At 51.8% G+C, this 16,218-nt stretch carries 16 protein-coding genes; 4 read left to right on the top strand and 12 right to left on the bottom strand.

Going from position 1 to position 16,218, the window contains the following annotated elements:
* Window positions 1-2: 2 nt before the first annotated feature.
* The 12 genes from BUA24_RS08720 to BUA24_RS13190 form a co-directional block, all read right to left on the bottom strand.
* A complete protein-coding gene (locus BUA24_RS08720) occupies window positions 3-968 on the bottom strand; it encodes an electron transfer flavoprotein subunit alpha/FixB family protein (RefSeq protein ID WP_072791436.1) in 966 nt (321 codons plus the stop codon).
* Window positions 969-976: 8 nt separating this feature from the next.
* Window positions 977-1,747 (bottom strand): electron transfer flavoprotein subunit beta/FixA family protein, encoded by a 771-nt coding sequence (locus tag BUA24_RS08715; protein WP_072791434.1) that lies wholly within the window; start codon window positions 1,745-1,747, stop codon window positions 977-979.
* 62 nt (window positions 1,748-1,809) lie between these two features.
* A complete protein-coding gene (locus BUA24_RS08710; RefSeq protein ID WP_072791431.1) occupies window positions 1,810-3,117 on the bottom strand; it encodes a (Fe-S)-binding protein in 1,308 nt (435 codons plus the stop codon).
* Window positions 3,118-3,861, bottom strand: a complete 744-nt coding sequence (locus BUA24_RS08705) for a hypothetical protein (RefSeq protein ID WP_072791429.1) — start codon at window positions 3,859-3,861, stop codon at window positions 3,118-3,120.
* Window positions 3,862-3,870: 9 nt separating this feature from the next.
* Window positions 3,871-4,929, bottom strand: a complete 1,059-nt coding sequence (locus BUA24_RS08700; RefSeq protein ID WP_072791426.1) for an FAD-dependent oxidoreductase — start codon at window positions 4,927-4,929, stop codon at window positions 3,871-3,873.
* A gap of 36 nt (window positions 4,930-4,965) precedes the next feature.
* Window positions 4,966-6,159, bottom strand: a complete 1,194-nt coding sequence (locus tag BUA24_RS08695; protein WP_072791424.1) for a heterodisulfide reductase-related iron-sulfur binding cluster — start codon at window positions 6,157-6,159, stop codon at window positions 4,966-4,968.
* Window positions 6,156-6,875 (bottom strand): 4Fe-4S dicluster domain-containing protein, encoded by a 720-nt coding sequence (locus BUA24_RS08690; protein ID WP_084660364.1) that lies wholly within the window; start codon window positions 6,873-6,875, stop codon window positions 6,156-6,158. Before BUA24_RS08690 ends, BUA24_RS08695 begins: the two co-directional genes overlap by 4 nt.
* 2 nt (window positions 6,876-6,877) lie before the next feature.
* Entirely contained in the window at window positions 6,878-7,261 is a 384-nt protein-coding gene (locus tag BUA24_RS08685; RefSeq protein ID WP_084660363.1) for a DsrE family protein, read from the bottom strand.
* A gap of 109 nt (window positions 7,262-7,370) precedes the next feature.
* On the bottom strand, window positions 7,371-7,610 hold the full coding sequence (locus tag BUA24_RS08680; protein WP_072791417.1) for a sulfurtransferase TusA family protein: 240 nt from the start codon (window positions 7,608-7,610) through the stop codon (window positions 7,371-7,373).
* Window positions 7,611-7,808: 198 nt separating this feature from the next.
* Window positions 7,809-11,189, bottom strand: a complete 3,381-nt coding sequence (locus tag BUA24_RS08675; protein ID WP_072791415.1) for a pyruvate carboxylase — start codon at window positions 11,187-11,189, stop codon at window positions 7,809-7,811.
* 262 nt (window positions 11,190-11,451) lie between these two features.
* The gene (locus tag BUA24_RS08670; RefSeq protein WP_072791413.1) at window positions 11,452-12,873 is read right to left on the bottom strand and encodes a M20/M25/M40 family metallo-hydrolase; all 1,422 of its coding nucleotides are present in this window, start codon (window positions 12,871-12,873) and stop codon (window positions 11,452-11,454) included.
* A 34-nt stretch (window positions 12,874-12,907) separates the two neighbouring features.
* Complete coding sequence (locus BUA24_RS13190) at window positions 12,908-13,030, bottom strand: hypothetical protein (protein ID WP_272867299.1); 123 nt, start codon at window positions 13,028-13,030, stop codon at window positions 12,908-12,910.
* Window positions 13,031-13,816: 786 nt separating this feature from the next.
* Here BUA24_RS13190 and BUA24_RS08665 point away from each other — a divergent pair.
* The 4 genes from BUA24_RS08665 (at window position 13,817) to BUA24_RS13420 (ending at window position 15,502) form a co-directional block, all read left to right on the top strand.
* On the top strand, window positions 13,817-14,050 hold the full coding sequence (locus BUA24_RS08665; RefSeq protein ID WP_072791410.1) for a hypothetical protein: 234 nt from the start codon (window positions 13,817-13,819) through the stop codon (window positions 14,048-14,050).
* A 564-nt stretch (window positions 14,051-14,614) separates the two neighbouring features.
* On the top strand, window positions 14,615-15,004 hold the full coding sequence (locus BUA24_RS11935; protein ID WP_084660362.1) for a helix-turn-helix domain-containing protein: 390 nt from the start codon (window positions 14,615-14,617) through the stop codon (window positions 15,002-15,004).
* An 83-nt stretch (window positions 15,005-15,087) separates the two neighbouring features.
* A complete protein-coding gene (locus BUA24_RS12560) occupies window positions 15,088-15,237 on the top strand; it encodes a hypothetical protein (protein WP_178138774.1) in 150 nt (49 codons plus the stop codon).
* Complete coding sequence (locus BUA24_RS13420) at window positions 15,233-15,502, top strand: transposase (RefSeq protein WP_084660361.1); 270 nt, start codon at window positions 15,233-15,235, stop codon at window positions 15,500-15,502. The genes BUA24_RS12560 and BUA24_RS13420 overlap by 5 nt, the downstream gene beginning before the upstream one ends.
* Window positions 15,503-16,218: the final 716 nt, after the last annotated feature.

Genomic DNA, 16,218 nt, shown 5'->3' with positions numbered 1-16,218 from the left:
CTTTACGCCTCTAACTTCTCTAAGATCTCTGGAACCAGATCGAAGAGGTCCAAGGTCGTGCCGTAATGAGCCACCTCGAATATTGGTGCCTTTGGATCGGTGTTGCAAGCGATAATCAACTCTGAACTACGCATGCCCTCCAGGTGCTCGGGGGCACCTGAGATTCCAAAGGCAAGGTAAACCTTTGGCTTTACCTTCTTACCCGACTTTCCAACCTGGTGGGGTTTAGGTAGCCAACCTTGGTCTATCACCGGTCTTGAAGCCGACAACGGAACCTTAAGAGCATCTGCCAGCTCCTGCAGCATCTCGATGTTAGCCTGAGACCCAACACCACGACCAACCGATACCAAAAGGTCAGCGGCTGTGATGTCAACCCCTGACTTTTCAGGCTCTTTAACGGCCACCGGACGCAGAGTTAGGCTGTCCAAAGATTTAGGAGCTGCGACAGACACGACCTCTGGAGAACCCCCGGATCTTCCAGCTTCAGATGGGAACGAGCCAGCTATGACGGTCGCAACGACAGTCTCTCCCTCCAATAGAGATTCAGCAAGAAGCTTTCCACCGTAGAGTTGGGACACAGCGACGACATCGCTGCCTTCTACCTTCAGATCAACAACGTAGGAGGCAAGGGGGGCTTTCTCCCTATAAGCGATCGAACCCGCAAGATCGATACCGATCGTGCCGGTTCCAAAGAGCACCACCTTGGGCCTAGCGACCGCAACAACCTCTGCTACCGCCTCTTCCCAAGCCTGCGCTGAGTAGCCGGAGCCAAAAACTGGGTGTTCGACCGTATACACCTTGTCCGCTCCACCGAATGCATCCAAAGAAGATAAGTCGCCGATCATCGCCACCGATACCGAACCACCTAGCGCCTGTGCTAGCTCTCGCCCCTTACCTATGAGCTCAAAGGTAAGATCAGGGATCTCCCCTTGGACTCTCTCGTTTATCACCAGTACTTCGTTAGACATCTTTCCCCCTACCTAACCAGACCTTTTGTCCTAATGATCTCAACTATCTTCTCGGCAACCTCTACTGGGTCACCCTCTAACATCGTCGCCTGACCCTTGCTCTCGGGTGGATACAGCTTTCTAACCTTTGGTCCCGGACCCAGCTCCACCTCGGGTGCCTCAAAACTCTCGATAGTCGTAGACGACATAGCTTGTCGGATCCTTGTGATAGGAGCGTATCTCGGTGCCTGCCGACCCGCTTGTACTCCTAGCACTACCTTGCCTTCTGCTACGGACTCTGCAAGTGTGCCGCCACCAAGTTCCTGGGTGATACGAAGAGCAGGCCCTTCCGGCTCCGCCTTCGAGACGACAGCCGCATGCGCTACTCCCAAAGAGGCACCTATCAAACCGGCAAGCTGACCATCAAGGTCGTCTGCAGCCTGCACTCCAGTAAAGAAGGCATCCCAGTCTCCCTCAGACTCGAGATACTTCGCCAAGAGCTGTGCCCTAAGACGAGTAGGGGTCCACCCTTCCTCAACACCGACTATCTTGACCGCCCGATCCGCTCCCTTTGCGATGGCACTGTAAAGAGTCTGATCTACATCGGGCTCATCAAGAGCCACGACAACGACCTCTCCTCCGACCTGCTCCTTGATTAGCAGAGCCTCCTCAAGAGCAGCCTCATCCCATTCGTTCGATACGAACTTCACAAAGTCTCTGTCGATATCAACCCCCGAGTCAGCAACCTCTAGCTCTTCGACCAGATCAGCCAGCTGACGCATTCCAACTACGATCTTCAACACTCCCCCTTCATGTCCTTATAATCCATCAACAACCACATCAACTTCATTGCACGCTTCCCTTAGAGACCCTCTGATCCTCCGAGCGCCTCATCTAAGAGTTCGGCGATGTCCATTACCTTTAGGTGCTCATTACCAGTCGACTTAGCGGCATCCTCAAAGCGAGAGACCTCATAGGGACAGCACACAGCCAAAATCTCGGCTCCGGTTCCAGCTGCCTCTCTTACCCTGCGCTCCGAGAGTCGCTCTGAGACGTGGTTAGAGTTAAACCCATCTAGCCACATACCACCTCCCCCGCCTCCGCAGCAGTACGAGTTCTCCTTACATCTTCCCATCTCAACTAGGTCAAGACCTGGTATCGCCTTGAGAAGTTTGCGGGGAGCATCGTACTCTCCGTTATGACGCCCTAGGTAACAGGGGTCATGGAACGTAACTTTCTTGTTTATCGGGTTTACAAAGTTCATCCTGTCGATCAGCGGCGAGAGTAGCTGTGTATAGTGCAACACATCGTAGGTGAAGCCTCGCTTTGGGTACTCTTTGACAAGAGCGTTGAAGGCGTGCGGATCCGGAGTAACGATTCGGTTGAACTCGTACTTAGCTAACGTAGAAGTAACATCCTCGACCAAAGCATCAAAGAGACCCTTCTCGCCGGCGAGTCGTTGGGAGTCGCCGACGGTTTTTTCCTCAGCACCAAGAATCGCAAAATCAACCCCAACCCTAGCCATGGTCCGAGCAAAGGCCTGTGCGGCTTGTTGTCCTCTAGGATGATAGCTCCAGTAGTCCTCAACGTAAAATAGCACATCAACCGGGGTGGGATCCGATCCTAGGACCCGGACAGGAACACCTGCCGCTTTAGTCCATGCATGTCTTCTTCGTGGATTTTCACCCAATGCGTTGCCGTATCTGAACGTCTTTTCGAAGATACCCTGCAACTCATCTGGAACCTTACCGTCACCGACCGCTACCTCTCTCACAGCAGGCATAATCTGGATCATATTCACGCCCTTCGGGCAAACCCTCAGACAGTTTCCGCACGTGGTACACATCCAGAGCTCATCTGAAGCAAAGAGATCTAAACCTGTTTGCACCTTACGATGGATCTTTCTTGGACCGTACTCCGAGACCAGATCAACGGGACAGACCGGCACACACTTGCCGCAACCATAGCAGTACTCGAGTGTCTCTCCTCCATCTAACTGAGCAACCTTTCCAAGACCGCCACTGTAGGAGTAGTCGCTTAGAACTCGTGGTTGAAACATTCTGTTCCAAGCACCAGAGACATCCCACTCTCGTCCCGAAACCTTCGAGATTACGGTAGCCTCTTCCAGTTCCACCACAACCGGACTTTGTTTCTTGCCGCCTACGGGCATCTAACTCCCCACCTCCAACTTGTATACACCAAGTAGCCGAGCTGCCAGCTCTACCGCTCCTGGGACTATCTGATTAAACTCTCTCGTCATCTTCATCTCCAACACAGTCGACATATACGTTGAGTAGACTCCGGCCAAGAAGATATCGAACGAGAAAGGTGAGTCAAGATCAACTCCCAGACCAGCAGCGGCCATAGTATGAAAGAGATACTCGCTCGCAAAGCACACTCGCTTATATGTATCGAAGTCATCCTCTCCAAAAAGGTCAAACTCGTCATTGACCAAAAGTCGTAACGCACCGGTATCGGCATCTGGATTCCAGATCCACTTACTAAAGGGCCAGTAGGCGGACGGATAAAGGTTGTGTAGAAGTTCGAAGGGTAGTTCGCTCCGTGCTGCCTCGAAACCCTGTAACTGATCTCGCAAAGGTTGAGTACGTTCTACAACCGTAGCACCGTCATCAGCGAGCGCCGTTAGAGCCAAGGAGAGCTGATCAAAGTCACAGGTCGCCAGGATCTCCTTTGCTTTCCTTCGACTTGCAAATGAGGATCTCAGGATCAACTGCATCTCATCAAATGAAACGGTTCCGCCTCTTGCATCAAAGACAATCTCTTGCAGCCGCCTTGACTTGTTCTTCAGCCTTTGGTCGAGGTCTCTGTAACGATCATCGGGAATCTGTATAGAGATCTGACTCCAGAACTCCCTTGCAACCTCTAGGTCAGCTATCTGTACCGACACAGCCATGGAACTCTGCTACTTCCCGCTTAATGCAAGTGCCCTGATACCACCCACAGCCTTTGCGGCCGCCAGACCCCCAGTCGACACACAGTCCTCAAGATCCGCCGGACCAAGCGCAGCGCCAACGGCATAGACTCCGGGAACCGATGTACTAACTGTGTCAAGAGGTGGATTGATAGACTCGATAAATCCATACTTGTTCTGCTTAGCCCCTGTTATGGCCGCCATCTTTTTGGTACCAGGAGAAGGCTCCATTCCCACGGAAAGAACCACCATATCCATAAGGACCTCCATAGGACGACCCATGGTCGTGTCTTCACCTCGCACCAAGAGCTTGTCGCCCTTGGGAAGAACTTCAGTTATGATCCCCTTGACGTATTGGATATGATGCTTCTCTTGCGCAGGCCAGTAGATCTGGCTCTCCCAATATCCATACATCCTCATGTCGATGTAGAAAATAAATACTTCAGCGTCCGGTATCGCCATCTTGACCTCGGTCGCCTCCTTTGAGGCAACACCACAACACACCTTGGAGCAGTACTCGTTTCCAATCTGCCTGTCACGGCTACCGACACACTGCACAAAACATATCCGTTTCGGCACTTCTCCATTGGAAGGTCTTCTAACGGACCCTGCCTTGAGCATGGCTTCAAGATCCTGAAGTGCCAAAACATCCGGAAACTCGTAGTAACCATAAAGCTGCGTCTCACGGCCCGGATCAAAGTGCTGGAAACCCGTAGCTATTATGATCGAGCCAACCTCCAGATCTCTCGCACCATCAGGACCTTCGACTCTAACTTTGAACTCCGGAGCCTCCCCGGTTACCTCCATAACCGTTGAAGAGAGCAGAACCTCTGTGCGCTCATTCTCCGTTACCGCCTGGATCATTGGGGCCAACGCCTCTTCGGCACCTACAAGATACGGCGTCAGGGAGGCGTAGTTCTCCTCGATTGGACGACCGCCTAGATAGGGTAACTTCTCCACAACGACCACCGACGCTCCAAGCTCTGAAGCGGACTTTGCAGCGGAGAGACCTGCAGGACCACCACCTATAACTAAAACTGTCTCGCTCAATTTATATGTCAATCCTTCCCTAATCCAAAGACTCAGCTAAACGCCAACGTCTTCCCAAGTAAGAAACTCTTTATCGCCGCTTTTTAGATGCTGAAGTTCCTCTTCAAACTCTGCCCAAGCCGCCTTCCAGTCGATACCCATCTTCTCCAAAAGAGGTTTGTAGTTCGTCGAGTGCCAGTGAAGCTGACAGACCTTGTAGGGGTGAGCCCCCATTGCTAGTGCTGCAAACTGCGCCTCAGACATAACAGGTACCCCAACGTTGCGGTCATGAGCCTGAGCGGCAAATTGACTCTTATCCAAAGAGGTAACGCATCCGGTATCATGGGTGAGAACCACATCTGGGTTGGCCTCTTCCTTCATTACCTCGATCTTTCGCAACGTTGCAAAGGACCTAGTGAAGTCTCGCTGCACAAGTATGTGCCGGAAACCAAACCCGCAGCAGTCAAAGAAGGTTGAATACGATCTAAGGTCGGCTCCTAGCCTCTGAACCAGCCCACTAACCGCCGCAGTTCTTTGACCGTGATAGACGTCTGGATCATATATCGCATCTCCCTCTACCAGCTTGTAGTAGTGACAGGCGGGATGCACAGTAACCGCCACATCTTTTAGATCAATGACCTGATTAGCGGCTATCTCATCGCGCATCGCATAGAGCCACTCTGAGTAGTGCACGATCTCCTCGGGAAGGACCATGGGCTTTCCGAGTTTCTCCATCACCTTCCTTACCTGGCTCCGAAGTTCTGGTTGATGCAACAGTTCAGAACGAACCTCTTTGTAATGGCCATAGGAGGTGCCACAGTGTATCAATGGGAAGTAACCGGTCTCATAAGCCGCCGCAAAGTTTCTGAGGGCTACCGCCGCCTGCGCAGCCTGATTGGAGGTCGCACTAGCGTAGTAGTTCCAGGCCGTACATGATGTTTGGTCCCTTGGATCTTCGTAGTCATATCCAAGCTTGCGCATAATCCAAAAGATCGAGGTGGAGTAACCTGGGATGTGCCCGCATTGTCCACAAGACTTATGGTGCCAGAGGTGACCTTTTTGAATCTTCTTGGGCGTTCCATACTTGGTCGGAACAGTAACGTGCTCCCCTTGGACCCTCTGGACGACCAACTCACCACGACTTTCAAGCTCAAAGAGCAGTTCGTGGAAGTCTTCCGAGCGTCTGTCGGGTTCTCTCTCGAACCTCTCTTTCTTAGAAAGAAGCAACTGCACCGGTTCAACCTGCGTCATATCTCTATCCCCTCATCTTCCAGTCTCTCCTCCATGACCTCTTCCAAAATCATGTGGATACCCTCATCTACCTGGCGAATCATATCCAAAGCCCCTGTCTCAAGCCAGATGAGATAGAGCTCTACTATCGTCTTATCCGCTACGGCCCAACCCGTCTTCGTTGTGTGGTGCGTCTCTGGAGGAAGGGCCCGCCTCCAAAGATCCAAGTTCTCTGAGACATCTTTGACCTCGGGGCCCCAGTCCGGGAAGGCATCGGGCTGCAACATGTCCGGGGAGACCTGAGTTCCTGTCGACATTATCTTGAAGATAATTCTCGAGTACCCTTGCAGCGCTTCTTGCGCTGAGTGCAGCCCGTTCTTCACGGCAACCTCCCGCATTACGGTAATGATTCCTCCTGGATTGTTGCCCCTCGGACAGCGAAGGCACGAGAAGCACTGTGAGCACTCCCATATGTCCTCCTCCATCTGCTGGAACATAAGATCGATATCACGGCGTGCCGCTGCTTGAGCTACCCTTCGAGGACTGAAGTCATAGAACCTTGCCGAAGGACAGGCAGCAACACATATGCCGCACTCATAACACCCATAGAGGTAGTGAGGGAATCGGGGATCCGCAAAGACCTCTGCCATGAGAGACTCTTTTGTAGATCTCTCCACATCTTCGTGACCAGCGACCCGGTCAACCTTCATGTATGGATCTTCAGTGACTGTTTTCATGGCTAAAACGAGATCACTGCGTCTGCACGCATCGCTAGATCGTTGAAGGCTGCTCCGCCTATCATCTCCACGTCATCGATCAAATCCTCAATCGCAAGATCGTTTAGATCCAAGGAGGGTTGACATACAAATAGCCTTACCCCAAGGTCAGTTGCCTGTTTTATAAAATAAGATAGCCTTTGTCCCCTGTCACCTTTGGGACCTATCTTATCGATTATCTCCTTTTGCAGAAGTTGAGGACCGTACATGGTGAAATATATCCCAACCTCTACCTCCATAGCAGCGGCGGACGCCGCCAAGAAGAATGGAGTCGCCGATCTTCCTGGGTCGTTTACACCATGTGTCTGCACATAGAGGATCTTTCCTTCACCCTCATCACTCCACACATCTCCCCCTTTCACAAGTTATATAGAACATCTAGGAACAAGCAGTACAAATGCGCGACAATGCACATCGTCGCATGAATAGCTGAAATTTGATAAGTGCGAAACGGCGCTAGCGAGTCCGGCGTAAAAATACGTGGTAGACGTCGCCTTCCTTGTCGATCTTGATAAGTTCGTTTCCTGTTCTGGCACTCCATGCCTTCATATCTGGTTCAACGCCAGGATCGGTAGCCAGGAGCTCTAAGACTTCATTGACTTCGATCTTCTTGATAGCCTGTGCAGTTTTCACAACAGGCAGCGGACATTGAAGCCCCTTACAGTCCAAGACCGTATCTGCGGCTAAATCGCTCATTCACAACCCCCCAAAACAGAAAGAGATAAACCTTGCCATAGAAGCTATATTCGCATACACGCAAATAGCTTTAGAACAAGTGTGTACCACTGGAGAAGCGATTGCAAGTGTCAGGAGTTAGATTTTTCGTGGATTTCATAAATACGCAGGTAGAGCAGTATATAAAATTATAAATAGAGAGACATCGTAGATTCCGATTTACGATATCACTAAAAGAAGATCTCCGCCCTCTACACGTACAGGTGACGCTAGCACCACTTTTTCGACGGTTCCTGATAGCGGCGAGGTTATTGCCGCCTCCATCTTCATGGCCTCAATGGTGGCAATAGTCTGCCCAGCTTTGACCGAGTCACCAGGAGATACATCGATGGTGACGACCCCGGTAAATGGAGCTGCAACCTGACTTGGATCGGAAGGGTCAGCTTTTTGATTAGATTTCACCTTCACCGATACAGAGTCGTCCTTTACAGAGATCACCCTAGGCTGACCGTTCAGCCTTGTGTAGACGTCCCGATACCCCTTTGCGTCTGCCGCTCCAATAGCGTCAATTGCAAGGTATAGGTCGAGTCCCGGCTCCAGAGAAACAGCCACCTCTTCTCCTGGTTCTAAACCGAAGAAGAACGCATCAGAAGGAAGTAGCGACAACGAGCCGTATCTACTGTAGTACTCAAGATACTCCCTCGTTGGACCGGGGAAGATGGTCTGACTAAGAGCAAGTCGGACATCGGGGCCGTGAAGCGCCGTCTTTTGCACTTCGGTCAGAACAGGCGCTGTTACCTTATGCCCTCCCCTACCCTTTAAGGCCTTGGTTCGAAAAGGTTCTGGCCACCCACCTGGAGGCGTACCTAACTCACCCCTTAGGAAGCCGATTACAGAGTCTGGAATATCGTAAGATCCAGGGTTATCCTCAAAGTCCTTTGGATCCACTGAGCCGGCAACCAGATGAAGTGCCAGGTCGCCAACTACCTTAGAGGACGGCGTGACCTTAACGATGTTACCGAGGACCTTATTTACCGCAGCGTACATCTCTTCTATCTCCTCGAATCTCTCCCCTAGACCCAATGAGATAGCCTGCTGACGAAGGTTAGAGAGCTGACCACCGGGTATCTCGTGCAGATAAACACGCCCAGTTGGAGAGGAAAGTCCCGCTTCAAAGTGTGAGTACATCGCTCTTACGGCTCCAAAGTACGGCTCTAACGACAAAAGGGCGTCAAGGTCGATCCCGCTTTCTCGCTCTGTACCCTGAGTCGCTGCCACGATAGCAGACAGCGATGGCTGAGAGGTCGAACCGGCCATTGTTGCTGAAGCACCGTCTATGGCATCCACCCCAGCCTCGATCGCCGCTAGGTAGGTTGCCAGCTGACCACCTGCTGTGTCGTGGGTGTGGAGATGAACAGGAAGATCGAAGTTGCGCCTTAAGGCCTCTATCAGGACCTTTGCAGCCGGTGCTTTGAGTAGTCCTGCCATATCCTTTACACAGATCACATGAGATCCGTAGGTCACCAACTTCTCAGCAAGACCAAGGTAGTAGTCCAAAGTGTAAAGGCGCTCAGTGGGGGATAACATATCGCTTGTGTAACAGATCGCACCTTCGGCAAGCTTGTTCTCCTCAAGTACCGTCTCAATAGAGGGCCTAAGCGACACGACGTCGTTTAGCGAGTCGAAGATACGAAATATGTCGACTCCGCTACGGGCAGCTTCGCGGATGAAGACATCTCCAACCTCTTTTGGGGAAGGTGAATAACCCACGGTATTTTGTCCCCTCAACAACATCTGAAGACAGATATTCGGAGCTGCTTGTGATAGCTGTTCAAGCCTCTCCCAAGGATCCTCATGCAAGAACCGGAGGGCCACATCGTAAGTTGCCCCGCCCCAAGCCTCAAGGCTCAAGAGGTTTGGAGTGAGCCTGGAGATGTATGGCACCACACGCACCATATCGATGGTTCGAAGGCGGGTCGCCAGAAGGCTCTGATGGGCATCTCTCAACGTGGTGTCAGTAACCGCTATTGGAACCTGTGCCCTTAGCTGTTGTGCGAACTTTTCAGGTCCCACTTCGGCGAGTCTCTGACGGGAGCCGCTCGGCGGTGGTGTGGAAAGGTCCAAAGACGGAAGCTTTGTTATGGGATCTGCTCCCTTTGCCGGTCGTGAACCATTTGGTCTGTTCACCGATATCTCACTTAGGTAACTTAGGAGTTTCGTGCCCCGATCCGCGCGATATCGAAACTTCATCAGATCGGGCTTCGAGGCTATGAAGCTTGTGTCAAAGTACCCGCTTTGGAAGTCAGGATCCACCAAAAGCGCTGTCAGAAAAGCTATGTTTGTCGACACCCCCCGAATCCGGAACTCATCTAACGCTCTCAAGGCTCTCTCGATAGCCTCCCTGAAGTCGCGACCCCTGCAAGTGAGCTTTACCAACATAGAGTCAAAATAAGGCAACACCTCAGCACCTAAATAAGTGCTCTCATCGAGACGAACTCCCGACCCTCCCGGAGTTCGATACCCCGTTATCTTGCCCGTGTCGGGTCTGAAGTCTTCACTGGGATCCTCTGTCGTAATTCTGCACTGGATAGCAAATCCCCTGAGAGAGACCTTCTCCTGTGCGATGTTGAGATCAGACAAGGTAGCACCGGCAGCTATCTCTATCTGTGCACGAACGATATCGATACCCGTTACTTCCTCGGTAACTGTGTGTTCGACCTGTATTCGAGGGTTCATCTCGATGAAGAAGTGCTGGCCGTCTTTGCTAACCAAAAACTCAACCGTGCCTGCGTTGGTGTAACCAACCGCTTTCGCAAAGCGCACCGCATCGTCACATATACGTTCTCGGAGCTCATTGGACAACGTAGGGGCTGGAGCGATCTCAACTACTTTTTGATGCCGTCTCTGTATCGAACAGTCCCGCTCAAAGAGATGCACCACCTCTCCCTCGCTGTCCGCTAGCACCTGAACCTCGATGTGTTTCGGAGCGACCACAGCCTCTTCCACAAAAATAGTGGGATCGCCAAATGAGAGCTCAGCCTCCCGGGCAGCCGTCTCTGCGGCTAACTTGAGATCCTCCTCCTTGTCAACCAGACGCAGTCCTCTCCCACCACCACCCGCAGCCGCTTTAACGAAGACTGGGAATCTGAGCATTTTGGCCCGTTCAAGAAGATCGTCGATGTCTATGTACTCGCTGACGCTACGAATGGTCGGCAACCCCGTAGACTTCGCAACTTCTACCGCTTTTATTTTGTTGCCTGCAAGTTTTAGGCTATCAGGGGTTGGACCGATAAAGGTAATCTCTGATGCTCGGCAAGCCTCTGCCAGCGCTGGATTTTCAGACAAGAACCCGTAACCGGGATAGATCGCATCGACCTTAGCGCCCTTGGCAATCTTTATGATGGCGTCAATGTCAAGGTAGGCACGAAGAGGGTGACCTGCGGTTCCTATCTGATAGGACTCATCGGCTCTATGGCGATGCAGTGAGTAACGGTCTTCATGGGCGTAGATCGCGACCGTCTTGATGCCAAGTTCACTCGCAGCACGAAACGCTCTGATGGCAATCTCTCCACGATTAGCGACAAGTATCTTTTGAAACATCAAATCCTCCGCAGGCCAAGGAACAGAACCATAGGTCGAAACTAAGCGCAACCGTGGCTAGGTGTATGAGCTCAGGCCTAAAAATGCACAGTTATAAACTAGCTTGCAACCATCACGTAGCCATATGAAACTTCGAATTTGACCGGTTACCCTAGAGTAGATTAGGCGAAACCTACAGCGCCCAAATGACTAGATCTGGGCAAATCTGAATCCACATATCTGTCCAGGAACAGGGTTCTTGGATGAATTGAGGAGGCTTTGGTCAGTTTTCCATGCTCTCCGGCATCGCCGAAAGGATCTTGGCCACTGCCACAGCGACACCCTGCGCCGTGGGAATCGAGAGTGACTCATCTGGACCATGAGCGTTTGAGCCTGGACCCAAAACACCGGTAGCGACAAACTCCGCCTTTGGAAACTTCGCGCCAAGGGTGTATAAGAACGGAATGGTGCCTCCCTCGCCACAGTACCCAACAGGCTTTCCGAAGGCCAAGAGCGAAGCTTCATTGAGCGCCTTTGCTAGCCATGGAGCAGGTAGAGGAGCCACCCATCCCTGAGCAGGCGTCTCTGTCTCCACGACCACCTCGGCTCCATATGGAGGATCAACTGTGAGCACTCTTACTATCTCATCTTGGGCAGCCTGTGCATCGACATTTGGAGGAAGACGAAAAGATAGCTTGGCCTTGGTGTATGACCTAAGAACATTACCACCGCTTTCAATCTCGGGAACGCCTTCTATGCCGGTAACGGATAGAGCTCCTCTCCAGGTCTGTCTAACCAGACGGTCCGATCCCGAATCACCCATGAGACTGAGACCCTCCACCACGGGAAATGCTTCACCTAAGGGATCCCCCAACTCTTCTTCTAACGCCTGCGCCCTGTCGAGATAGAACTCTGGAACCTCCGGAGTCAAGATCGGCAGTTTGAGATCGCCCGTGCTTTCATCTTCGACCCTTGAAAGAAGTGCCCTTAGAACCCTAAATGAGGAAGGGACTACCCCGCTGGCCGATCCTGAGTGGACTCCGTGTTCAAGCACCTTTACCGAGACGGTCAAGACAAGATTTCCTCTAAGTGAGGTAGTAATCCACAGTCTCTCAAAGTCAAGTCCACCAGAGTCGAGACAAACGACAAGGCCAACCTCACCAAGAGACGGAAGGATCTTATCGAGATGAGCGTCAAGGTCAGGGCTTCCACTTTCCTCACTGGCTTCTATGAACACCACGCATCTAGGAACCGCTCCGCCGCTTCGCCTTGCTGCTTGGATACCTGCCAGCGCCGCAAACATGGCATATCCGTCGTCCGCAACTCCCCGACCGTAGATTTTGTCTCCTCTTTGCACCGCCTCGAATGGGTCCGTGCCGTCTCTCCAGGGAGCGACTGCGGGTTGTTTGTCGAGGTGCCCATAAAGTAACACGGTCTGAGTCGAGTGGTAAGTGCCGGGGACATCAATTACAAGCGCTGGAGTGCGGCCTGGAATCTCAGACACCCAAACCGTGGCCCCATCTATTGCTTGATGTTCCGCCCAACTTCTGTAGAGATCCACGGCTCTATCGATCTCGCCGTGACTCTCCCAACCTTGGTCAAAGGCGGGCGATAAACATCGGACCTTTACGTACTCCATGATTGTAGGTAAGGCAACCAGGAAGTCTTCTTTGGCGCCTAATAGGCTCTGATCGACTTGGTCCATGGTTTCCAAACTACCCGCTCAATGAGCGTTACCTCTATCCCTTTGCCACTGCCTGATTACTTTGTGGTAAAGTTCCAAGTGTTGAGCGGCCACCTTCTTCCATCTCAGTCGGTTGGATGCAGGAAAATCCCTGCTCCTTGACAATTGAGACGGACAAAAACATCCTTAACAGCTACACCCCAATCACTCCGAGTGTGACCCTGCGCCGAGTACGGGTCTTGAGGGAACTCTATTGACCTTCATGTGCATCAGCTCGCCCTCTCGTGCGGAAGTTTGAGATCAACTGGTCCCAAAAGAGCATCACCAACGCCAGAATCGCCTGAGGAGAGGAAGCCCTTAGTATCTGGCGTTAGGGGAGCTTATCTTGGTGTTCAAACCTTCCACCTAGCCGTTAGTGACACCAAGTTCAATTGCGGCCATGTACCATCCTTATGGAAATGGATCTAACAATTGGTCAAAGCTCTGTATCTGAGACCGTGACGCTCAGGAACACCATCGCTTATGTACTTCACGCACCTTATCGTCGGTGAGATTTTCAGCGAATGGCGCCTGTAGGGATTCCTTCATCTTATATGCCTCCAGCACTTAGTTTGATGCGCTCTTGGGTTTCACGCTGGCGTTTAGCTAGATCTTTAGGTTCTTCAAACGTGCCCATCGTGCCACAGCGAACTTACTAGCGTACCGGGGCGGAAGTAGCATTCTCATCCGGCGCCAAAGGTCTCTTTATACCTCCGCTACAGTCCCTCGTCAGAGTTTCACTGTGAAACGTGATTTTGGGTCTTTTGCAATTCCCTCTCTGTCATCCTTGCTGTAGTCATCTTCTCCTCAGTGATGACTGAGGGCGAGATAGTTGAGAAGACGACATGAACTACGCAAATGCACAGAGAAACACCTCGACCTACGATGAGGATACAGAGAGCCAAAGACCTCTAGAGCCTGATGTATGAAAAAAGCTAGGAGGAGGATTTACCCTCCTAGCTACAAGGCCCGGTTTCTAAAGGAGTACGAGAGCCTTCCCGCTAGAGAGCGAGCGGCCCTACTGCGCAGAGAGGGACTGTACTGCTCTCACGTCATCTCTTGGAGAAGAACCTTCGCCAAGAGATGGAGGGGAAGGCCTCGATATCTCACAAGGGCGAAAGCGCAACCCTATAGCCAAGGAGCTTGGGGCCCTGAGTAAAGGAAAACGAGAGGCGCAATAGTTGAGGTCTGTGACTCAGAACGCTTCTGCGACCATCCGCCAGCCGAGATATGTGCCACCCTGTGCAACGAAGGGACCTAACTGGGCTCCATCTCTACCTTCTATAGGGTGCTTCACTTCGAAAAATTAGGTGAAAGAGCGAAGGAACCAGCTGTCACATCTTTCTGCGAAAGAAGCCTGAAGCGACGGCATGCAAACCAAGTTCTGCTTAGAGCTGGAACAAACACGAAGGTTCAGAGACCCACGAAGTGGATCTTGTATCCCTAATCCTAAATTAACTGAGAAATGGGGAATTTTGGTCCGTTGTGTCCGGTTTCTGTAAGAGTACACCTACTCCTCGGAGGAGAGACGGACATGGCAATGGCACAACAGATCGAACGAGCGCTCAATGCGGCGAGTTAGGCGCAGGGACAAGGTAAGCGCACGGGGCGAAAGCCCACTTATGTCGTTGAGCTATGTTGCGAGGATCGTACCTTTCTCGAGTCCGTCATAGCTCGGAGGAATGCTCGGGCCGGCAAAGTCGCTCGGGTAAAGATTGCCCTCTTGGCAGTCGAGGGAGTAAGGCTTTTAGACATCGCTCGTGAGCTCGATGTTTCCATGTTTACCGTCTCAAAGTGGGCAAAGCGCTTTGCTCTTTTTGGAGTGAAATCTCTCTCCGATGCTCCCCATTCAGGGGCTGAAAGAAGACACGGGGATGACAAGATTGCCGAGATCATCGAGTTGACGACCACTACTTCGCCACCTGATGGTTCAACGCATTGGTCAACGAACTCCATGGCAAGGGTTGCAAAGGTCTCCCCCGCAACAGCAGGGAGGATCTGGCGTACCTTTGGTCTTAAGCCCCACATGGTTGAGAGCTTCACCATATCAAACGATCCAGAGTTCATGCGAGAAGGTCAGGGACGTAGTCGGGGTCTACATCAACCCACCTGAGGCAGCCATTGTCGTAAGCGTTGATGAGAAGACCCAGATTCAAGCCTTGAACCGAACTCAGCCCGTGCTTGCAATGGTGCCAGGTGTACCACTTCGTCACACACCTAAGTACAAGCGAAGTGGCATCTCTCACTATCTATGGCATACTTGACGTTGCCTCTGGCAAGGTCATCGCCAAGATGACAGATGCCCACAGAGCTATAGAGTTCATTTCAGTTCTTAGAACTCATTGACAGACGAGTCCCCAAGAACCTGGGGGTTCACCTCGTACTTGACAACTACTCGGCCCACAAATCAGAACCCGTGAGGCTCAGGCTCCTTGAGCATCCCCGCTTCGAGTTCCACTTCACCCCAACGTATTCGTCCTGGATGAATCAGATAGAGCGGTGGTTCTCGGCTCTTATCACCAAGTACCTACAGCGCAGTGTTCACTGGAGTGTGAACGAACTCACCCGTGGCATCAAGGAGTGGACTGATAACTGGAACCGGCACTCTTAGCCCTTTATCTGGACCAAGAGTGCCGAGGAAATCTTCGCTTCTATGCACAGATATCTTGAGCCGATTGTTCAAGAGCGAACATGTGATTAGGGAGACTAGTTCTACCTCTATGTGCTCTTAGAGATCTACTCTCGCTATGCGGTGGAAAGGACTCTAGCTGATCGGGAGCCATCTGAGATTGCCTCGGGAACTCATCACCAATGCCATCTTGAAAGAAGAGGTTAGATCCCACCTTCCTGACTCTCCATGCCGACAATGGAGCCTCCATGGCTTGAAAGAGATTAGCTCTGTCTTTGGCCGATCTGGGGGGTGACTAAATCTTACTCCCGACCACACACACCAAATGACAACCCTACCAAGAGGAACAGTTCAAGACCCTCAAGTACCGGCTCCGATTCCCAGCTAACTTCTCTGACTTGACTGAGGCCCAAGGCTACCTCTCAGATCTGTTCTATTGATATAACCACGAACATCGGCACTTTGTCATTGCGCTTATGACCCCTGCCGATGTTTACTAGAGATACTCGAAAGAGATTATCCAGCAGCCAAGATGGCCTTAGATCTTTCCTACCTATCCTACCTAGGCCTATTCGTCAACAAGGCAACGACGCCACCCGTCCCTCCCGAGGTGGTCTGAATCAATCAACCGACAGAGGAGCTAACGCTGATTCAGTAATTTCCTTCACAAGATGTCTACAAAAGGTTGGTAGGATCCG

Origin of the sequence: Ferrithrix thermotolerans DSM 19514 (assembly GCF_900128965.1) — a bacterium.
GTDB lineage: Bacteria > Actinomycetota > Acidimicrobiia > Acidimicrobiales > Acidimicrobiaceae > Ferrithrix > Ferrithrix thermotolerans.
This window is presented reverse-complemented; position numbering and strand designations above follow the sequence as displayed.